This is a genomic window from Methylobacterium sp. J-059, assembly GCF_022829485.1.
Lineage (GTDB): Bacteria > Pseudomonadota > Alphaproteobacteria > Rhizobiales > Beijerinckiaceae > Methylobacterium.
In genome coordinates this window covers 1-7,652 of record NZ_JAKSYA010000173.1, presented here as the reverse complement: position 1 = coordinate 7,652, position 7,652 = coordinate 1, and the positions used below count along the sequence as shown (strand labels likewise).

Annotated in this window: 4 protein-coding genes and 4 pseudogenes; 6 read left to right on the top strand and 2 right to left on the bottom strand. The window is 60.2% G+C overall.

Annotation, left to right across the window (positions count from 1 at the left end; all coding sequences use genetic code 11):
• Window positions 1–176, bottom strand: a pseudogene (locus tag MKK55_RS26645) (IS481 family transposase); the annotation flags it as partial.
• On the opposite strand from MKK55_RS26645, the pseudogene MKK55_RS26640 reads away from it, so the two are divergent.
• Both MKK55_RS26640 and cysC read left to right on the top strand, forming a co-directional pair.
• A pseudogene (locus tag MKK55_RS26640) lies at window positions 168–946 on the top strand (ISL3 family transposase); the annotation flags it as partial. The pseudogenes MKK55_RS26645 and MKK55_RS26640 overlap by 9 nt on opposite strands.
• A 159-nt stretch (window positions 947–1,105) precedes the next feature.
• Window positions 1,106–1,702, top strand: coding sequence for an adenylyl-sulfate kinase (gene cysC, locus MKK55_RS26635; protein ID WP_243938585.1), 597 nt, complete (start codon window positions 1,106–1,108; stop codon window positions 1,700–1,702).
• Window positions 1,703–1,834: 132 nt separating this feature from the next.
• Here cysC and MKK55_RS26630 read toward each other — a convergent pair whose 3' ends face one another.
• The gene (locus MKK55_RS26630; RefSeq protein ID WP_243938583.1) at window positions 1,835–2,890 is read right to left on the bottom strand and encodes a hypothetical protein; all 1,056 of its coding nucleotides are present in this window, start codon (window positions 2,888–2,890) and stop codon (window positions 1,835–1,837) included.
• Window positions 2,891–3,194: 304 nt separating this feature from the next.
• Here MKK55_RS26630 and MKK55_RS26625 point away from each other — a divergent pair, with 304 nt between their 5' ends.
• From MKK55_RS26625 to MKK55_RS26610, 4 genes and pseudogenes are all read left to right on the top strand, one after another.
• Window positions 3,195–4,070, top strand: coding sequence for a sulfotransferase family protein (locus MKK55_RS26625; RefSeq protein WP_243938581.1), 876 nt, complete (start codon window positions 3,195–3,197; stop codon window positions 4,068–4,070).
• Between the two features lie 658 nt (window positions 4,071–4,728).
• Window positions 4,729–5,820, top strand: a pseudogene (locus MKK55_RS26620) (IS630 family transposase).
• 1,032 nt (window positions 5,821–6,852) lie between these two features.
• Window positions 6,853–7,236 carry an IS66 family insertion sequence element accessory protein TnpB gene (gene tnpB, locus MKK55_RS26615; RefSeq protein ID WP_243938579.1) on the top strand — a complete coding sequence of 128 codons (384 nt, stop codon included), beginning with the start codon at window positions 6,853–6,855 and terminating at the stop codon, window positions 7,234–7,236.
• A 39-nt stretch (window positions 7,237–7,275) separates the two neighbouring features.
• A pseudogene (locus MKK55_RS26610) lies at window positions 7,276–7,503 on the top strand (transposase domain-containing protein); the annotation flags it as partial.
• Window positions 7,504–7,652: the final 149 nt, after the last annotated feature.

Here is a 7,652-nt window from a genome sequence, read left to right as displayed (position 1 = left end):
GCGGCCGAGGCGACGTTGCCGGGTGTCGTGAAGAGGGTGCCGTTGTCGGTGAGCACCGTGTGCACCTTGTAAGGCACGGCCTCGATGAGATGGCGGAGGAAGTCAGCTGCGACCCGCCGCGTGGCCTTCTCGTGAAGCTCGGCGGAGGCGAACTTGGTCGTGCGGCCTATGACGACGTTCGTCGCCGCCATGCGGAAGGATACTCGCTTCGGCGCATCAATCGCGAGACGGGCTTGGCCCGCGCAACGGTGCGCAAGTACGCCTTCGCGGCGAGCTTTCCCCGGAACGGCATGCGCGAGCCGAAGCCGAGCATGCTCGATCCTTATCTCGGGCATCTGCATGACCGCCTCGATGAGGGCTGCGAGAATGCGGAGCAGCTCTGGTGCAAACTTAAGGTTATCGGCTTTGCCGGCACCTCGAAGCAGATGCATAGCTGGTTGTCCGAGCGGCGCGCAGGCCCGGCCGGAACGACTATCCGGTCGTCAGCACCGACTGACACCCGTGTTGTGACTTCCACCGCATCGCCCCTGGCCGCATCCATGCAGCTCTCTGGTATCACCCGCGTGAGCCCGAAGACCTCGGCCCTGAGGCGGCCGCGGTCGTCTCGCGTGTCCTGCAGGATACCGTGGCGGCCAAGGCGGTCGATCTCGGCCGCCGGTTCTGCCGGATCGTCCGGAGCCGCTGTTGCCAGCAGCCGTCAGGAAAATCAGATGTCACGGCGTTCGATCAATGGCTGGGCGAAGCGCAAACCTGCGGTGTCCGGATCGTCGAGAGCTTCGCTGCTGGCCTCGGTTAGGATAAAGGTGCTGTTCGGTCCGCACTGAAACTGCCTTGGAGCAGTCGACTTGCCGTAGGCCAGATCACGCGTTTCAACCTCTTGAAGCGCGCCATGTACGGTCGCGCCAATCTCGACTTCCTACGACGACGATTCCTCCTGGCAGCCTGATCCACCAAACGTGGCGAAGAACCACTTTTCAGGGGGCAGGCCACGATCACCTGCGTGACCGAGCCGTGACTCCAAACTAAGGACGGGCATCGGCGACGGTTCGGGGAAAATGGCTTTATGCGGTGATCAAAATTACGTCCAATTGATTATGTCTCTACAATGTCTACGAACCTGACACCGCACGTTCTCCAGCCCTGCGAGAATCGCTGGATTCAATCTCGGCAACGGCCGGTCAGCGCTTGGTTCACCGGCCTGTCGGGCTCCGGAAAGTCGAGCCTCGCGAATGCCGTCGATCAGGCTCTGACGGCGCAGGGCCGCCACACCATGCTGCTTGATGGCGACAACCTGCGCACCGGCCTCACGCACGACCTTGGGTTCAGTCCCGCGGATCACGACGAGAACGTGCGCCGGATAGCCGAAGCGGCCGCCCTCATGGCCGAGGCCGGCCTGATCGTTTTGGTCTCTACGATCTCGCCCCTGCGCGCCGAGCGCGTCCAGGCCCTTCGCATTGGCCGGGACCTGCCTTTCCCCGAAGTGTTCGTCAGCACGCCCCTAGCAGTCTGCGAGAGCCGCGATCCCAAAGGCCTGTACCGGCGCGCCCGCACCGGCCAGACTCCAAGTTTCACGGGGATTTCAGCTCCCTATGAGCCACTGGAGACCCCGGATTTGACCCTCGTGACCGAGAACTGCAGCGTCGCCGCCTCCGCAGAGGCCATGCTGCCGGCGCTTCTGTGCCTCAGCGACTGGCCTCGGTGACAGCCGTCGAGACTTGGATCCAGACCAAGGATGGGCGGCGTCGGCCGATTGGCGATAATGGGTTCGCCGGCTGAAACAGGTCGGCGAACTTAAAGATGATCGTTGCTCGCTGCCGGAAGTGAGCGACACGTTTCAAGGCGTCGACTGGTCGAGGGTCAGATTTACGTTTGAGACGTCCACCGAGGCACCTACGGTTCCGGTGAGATCGCACGTCTGCTGATCCGAACCACCGACGGCTGTGACATCGCTCCATTGGCCATCTGGGATGTTCTGTGCAGTCGGGGTACCCTGGCTCTCCCAGGTGAACCCGATTGCGCCCCAGAGGCCGCCCCAGTCGTTGGCTCCGTAGCCTGCTTTCCAAGTTCCTGGTGCGCCGACCTTGTCACCTTTGATGCGCAGAGTGATGCGCGTCTTGGTCGACGTGACTGGGAAGGACTGAACGTACGAGCGACCAAGTTTAGAGAGCGATTTGTAGCCCAGCATCATGATTGAAGCCGTGCAATGCCGCAGTTCTGACGAGACCACGTCGAATGACAGGGACGCATCTAGCGCGTCGGGCGTTCCGTACCGGAAGCCCACCGCGTCAGCTGCCTGAATGTCCTGGTACAAGAAGTTGCCCTGGTTCCCGTAGAATGTGATGAGCTGCCCCAGAATGACGGAGACGCCAGCAGGTGCACCAGCCGGAGAGACAAGAGCTTGGCTCAGCGCCACGGTCGTATCTGTCTTGCTGACAACGTAGGTGCCACGCCGGATTCCATTATTCGACCTGAACTTAGAGTCAAAGGCGAACTCGACGTTTGCGCCGGTTTGCACGCCCGCCGTATTCGCGAAGGTTAGCGTAGTGCTGCCGGCAGGGGACGCCGCAGAAGTGACAAGCTTGGTTTGGCCCTGTTTTGTCGTACCCGATGCGCCGATCGTCCAATCGTCGACGATACCCGAACCGGCTACGGCAGCGACATCTAGGACAAGCTTCGTGCCTCTGTACGAAGCGATCGTTCCACTCATCGACTTCGAGAGATCGTGGGCCGCAACCGCCTTGACCGGGAAGCCAGGGGCGAAATTCAACCCGCGGGCCACGGTGAAGGTCTTGGAGCCGGTTTCGATGGTAACGGGACCCGAGGCTGCAAAGCCATTCAGCATACGGATGGCGGTGCTGCCGTCCGCCCATTTCACGCGCTGCCCGGTCACGTAGGGGGTCAGGGAGACTTGCTGAAAGATCCAGCGCCGAGGTCCGTAGACGCTCAGCCCATCGTTGTGGACGACCCTGGGCACGTCATCCCCGTGAGCGCCGTTTGAATTGACCCAGAGGTTGCGTGACGCGTTGTCAACGTGCCTTCGCCATGGAAGTGGGTCGCCTAGCGAAGGCGTAATGAGTACGAGGGCTGCAAGCGCCGCAGCAATGATGGAAACGGACAATCGGTTTGTAGTCGATGCCGGGCACGCCTCCAGTCTGGTCGTATGCTGACGCCGAAAAGGTGGGTGCCGGCACGCGATGACGGCACGAGTTTCGCGTGATAGCCTGGTCTGGCACAGCAAGCGCATCATCATCAAACTGGAAGCCATGACAAATCTACCCCTGGATGATCTTGTTTTCGTAGGCGGCGCGCCCAGAACCGGCACGACTATTTTACATGCACTTATTTGCACAAGTCCGAATACAAACAACTACGTTGCTGAGTGTGGTTATTTGACAAACATGCTTATGCCGTATTTCCTGGGCTTGGAAGGATGGGAAATTCATACTAAACATTTCTTTGGAAGTCACGAAGAATTCTTCCGCTATCATGCAGCTATTGTGTCCGATGTCGTGAGCAAAATTCACGATCAATTAGGAAGACCTGCACGCCTAAAACTCAAAGATCCAATTATGACGAGATTTTTTCACCATGTCGCGCAAATGCTACCTCAAGCACGATTTGTCGTCATATTCCGAGATCCGCGCGATACAATCATTTCACGTCTGAACGTTACTCGGCGCCTCCAAAATGGCAGAGAGCCGTCAAGAGAAGATATAAAGAGTGCATGCTACGAGTATAACATCAGTTACAATGGTATCATAGCGCATCCGCGTATCCTGAATCACCGAATGATGGTTGTTGATTACAACGACATCACGGAGGATAAGTGGATTCCATCGCTGGAAAATTTCGGCATCTACGGGATAGATCCCGCTAAGGTCTGGAGTAGTGATAACACGCAAATCAAGGACTATCGAACAGATCCTTGGTCAACCGACTTATATGGTGCCTCACCTAGTTCTCGCTCAGTCAATCGATACAAGAGCGACCTTGACCAAAAAATAGCTGACTACATCATGGAGCAGTGTGGCTGGGTCGGACAAGCTTTTGGTTTTCAGAATAAGGCATAGAGCGCCGTTAGCTTAAATTTTATTAATAATACAGGGTGATTGAATTGGTGAAATTTACAAGTATACTCGGGCCGGACACCATCGACTTAGAGAGCGTAAAGAATGACTTAGTTTCACATGGAGATATTACTTACAAAAAACCCTATACTCAATACGATGGTTTCAATACTTCGCCGTAAAAGCAGCTTGCAAGAGCCTAAGGTCGACTTTTGCTATTTATACGGCGTGGCAGAGCGCATAGGGCCAGGGAGCAGGCAATCGGCAGGGGTATTTTGTTCGGGCGCGTCGGCGCGGTGATGTTGCGAAATTGCTCTTGCGCAAGATCGCACAGCGCACGGTGGCGAGCGCATTGGCGAAGGTCGGGCGCGGTTTTGGGCACCACGCGGCGGCCGCAACGCGTCGCCGTTGGCGGGTCGGGAGGCGTGCAGCCAGCAGCGTGACAATCGAGAACAGCGCGAGCAGGCAGGGCGTGGTGTGGGCAATCGCCGTGTCGGACCACTGTCGCTGCGTCTCGATGTCAAGATAGGCTGTCGCTTCCTGGAACGTGACCTCGACGTTCCAACGCTGCCTGAACCATTCTAGTGTTCTGAGTTAGAAGTTCAGTTGTAGATTTTGAGCTTGCACCTCCGTGTGGGGGATGCCCGCACGGAGGTGACCGATGGCTCGTGGTCCCAAACCTGCTCCTCTCCATCTGAGCGAGGACGAGCGAACGCGCCTCGCCGGATTCGTCCGTCGCCGCTACGTCGGCTAGGCCTTGGCTCAACGCGCGCGGATCGTGCTGGCCTGCGCCGAGCCGGGATCGACCAACAGTGGCGTTGCCCGTGATCTCGGCGTCAGCCGGATGAGCGTCACGACGTGGCGCGCCCGCTTCCTTGCCCATCGCCTCGACGGCCTCGTCGACCTGCCCCGCTCTGGTGCGCCACGTGCCGTCGCGGACACGGCCATCGAAGGGTTGGTCACCGTCACGCTGGAAAGCCAGCCGGAGAACGCCACCCACTGGTCGACCCGCGCCATGGCTCGGCGGGTGGGCATGAGCCAGAGCATGGTCTCGCGGGTCTGGCGCGCCTTCCTGCTGCAGCCGCACAAGGCCGACACCTTCAAGCTCCCGACCGATCCCGCCTTCGTCGACAAGGTCCGGGACATCGTTGGCCTGTACCTGGCTCCGCCGCATCGTGCCGTGCTGCTGTGCGTCGACGAGAAGCCGCAGATCCAAGCGCCGACCGGTACCGCCCCCGTGTTGCCGATGCGGCCCGGCCAGCCGGAGCGCCGGACCCATGACTATCGTCGCCAGGGCACCACCGACCTGTTCGCCGCCCTCGACATCCAGGCTGGGACGGTGATCTGCCGCTGTAAACGCCAGCACCGTTCGGTCGAGTTCCGCACCTTCATTGATCAGATCGAGGCGACCGCACCAGATGATCTCGACGTACACCTCGTGCTCGACAACGCGGCCACCCACAAAACCAAGCTGATCCACGACTGGCTCGCGAAGCTTCCGCGCTGGCACCTTCACTTCATGCCGACATCTGCGTCGTGGCTCCATCTCGTCGAGGGAGGGTTTGCCCTGCTGACCCGTCGACGCCTGCAGTGCGCTGCCTTCCAACGGACCACCGATCCCTAAGATGCGATCCACGCTTACATCGCTCAGACCAACACCGACACGAAGCCCTTAGTCTGGACAAAACCTGCCGATGCCATCCTCGCCAGCGTCGGACATTTCTGCCAGAGAACTTCTAACTCAGACCACTAGGTCTGACACGATAAGACCCGCCCGGCGGGTACCGTGCGGGCGGAGATACTACTCACCTTGAGGGGTAATCGAAGGTATCGATTTTTCGCGGTTGGCCCGGAGGTCTCGGTCCAGGAGGAAGACTGTTTGGATTTCGCTCCCAGCCCGTTCGCCCCTCTGACAATCCGAACCGCAGGCAATGTAACAGGGGGTTTAACCCGACTTCTCTGACATCTGGGTTCGCATCGAGATACCCGTCTGTGTCGAAAACTGCGCTTGGATTGCGTCCCTCCTTCCATCCGTGTTGGTGGTAATGCTCCCACGGCGTCGCGCCATACTGCTTAACGTCGGGATACCAAAAGCGGTAATAGACCTCATCAAACCACGGCATACCGACCTCTGGCTCTGACATAGGTCCCCTTTTGAGGCTAGAGATCAGTGCATGTATGACGCGCAGGATCTTCATGGCCTTCTATCTAGCGTAGCCGGCACAGAGGCGACAAGCGGCTCCACGAAATTCCGCCGCAGCCGGTGCCGGGTGGGTGAAGTCGTAAACGTTGTTTGGCCGGCACCTTCCGGCAGGCGGTGTGAAGGCGACATACGGAGCGGAATGGGAGCTCCGTTACATGTCGGTGTCAGGGCATATGGCTATGTCGGAGACGATCCGGCGCCTGGAGCTGTTCACCGGGGCCAGCCGTCGGCGGACGTGGTCGGAGGACGAGAAGGCGGCCATCGTCGCCGAGAGTGATGGGCCGGGCTTTCGATCAGCGCGGTGGCGCGCCGACACGGCCTGAGCGCCTCGCAGTTGTTCATGTGACGGCGTCTGGCGCGTCAGGGGAGGCACGACGACCAGACGCCACCGCAGTTCGTGCCGGCCGTGCTGAGTGTGGGCCCGCAGGAGCCGGCGTCTGCGGAGACGGGCTCCGCGCTGCGTGAGCCGCGTGGCTGTCACAGCATCGAAGTTGAGATCGCAGGCGCCACGGTCCGTATCGCTCAGCGCGCGCGCGCGGCTCAGATCGCCGCGGCGGTGATCCGAGCACTGAGGGCTCCCCTATGATCGGGCTGTCCAGCACGGTGCGCGTCATGCTGGCGACCCGGCCGGTGGACTTCTGCAAGGTTATGGACGGATTAGCCGCTCTGGTCCGCGACGCGATGGGCGTGGATCCGTTCTCCGGCACGGTCTTCGTGTTCCGCTCGAAACGGGCCGACTGGGTGAAACTCTTGGTCTGGGATGGAAGCGGGCTGGTCCTCGCGGTCAAGCGTCTGGAGGCTGGTCAGTTCTGCTGGCCGAAGATCAAGGACGGCGTGGTTCGGCTGAGCGCGGCGCAGCTCGCGGCGCTCGTTGGAGGCTTGGACTGGAGGCGCGTCCATGCGGCTCGTGTCGTGAGCACACCGGCGGTTGCGGTTGGCAATAAGCCCGACGGACAGGCTTCATAACAGTGGTAAGTTATTGGCTGATTTGCTTTAATCTGCCTCATAACCGGGCCTGCTTCGCCCTTGTCAGACGATCCCAAGACGCTCAAGGCGCTGCTCGCCGAGGAGCGCGCCAAGAACGAGCGGCTGCGCCAGATCATCCTAGCGATACAGCGCCACCGCATCGGCCGCCGGGCCGAGAGCTTGCCTGAGGATCAGCTCCTGCTTGGGCTGGAGGAGGCCGAGCAGGTCGAGGCTGCGTGCTTTGCCACCGAGGAAACGCAGCCCGCCAAGGAGGTTTAGGGCCTGTCATCGCCTGAACGGATTGCCGGGGCTCGCGTTTTCATCTTTCTGAGGCAGGAGGGATGATGCTGAGCGACGCGCAATGGTCTGAACTGGAGCCCCTGGTGGAGGCGTGCCGGCCCAAGGCCAAGACGCCG

What these genes read in the sequence shown, in the direction of transcription:
- cysC (WP_243938585.1), top strand. Translation starts at nt 1,106, where the DNA reads ATGTCTACGAACCTGACACCGCACGTTCTCCAGCCCTGCGAGAATCGC.
- MKK55_RS26625 (WP_243938581.1), top strand. Translation starts at nt 3,195, where the DNA reads ATGACGGCACGAGTTTCGCGTGATAGCCTGGTCTGGCACAGCAAGCGC.
- tnpB (WP_243938579.1), top strand. Translation starts at nt 6,853, where the DNA reads ATGATCGGGCTGTCCAGCACGGTGCGCGTCATGCTGGCGACCCGGCCG.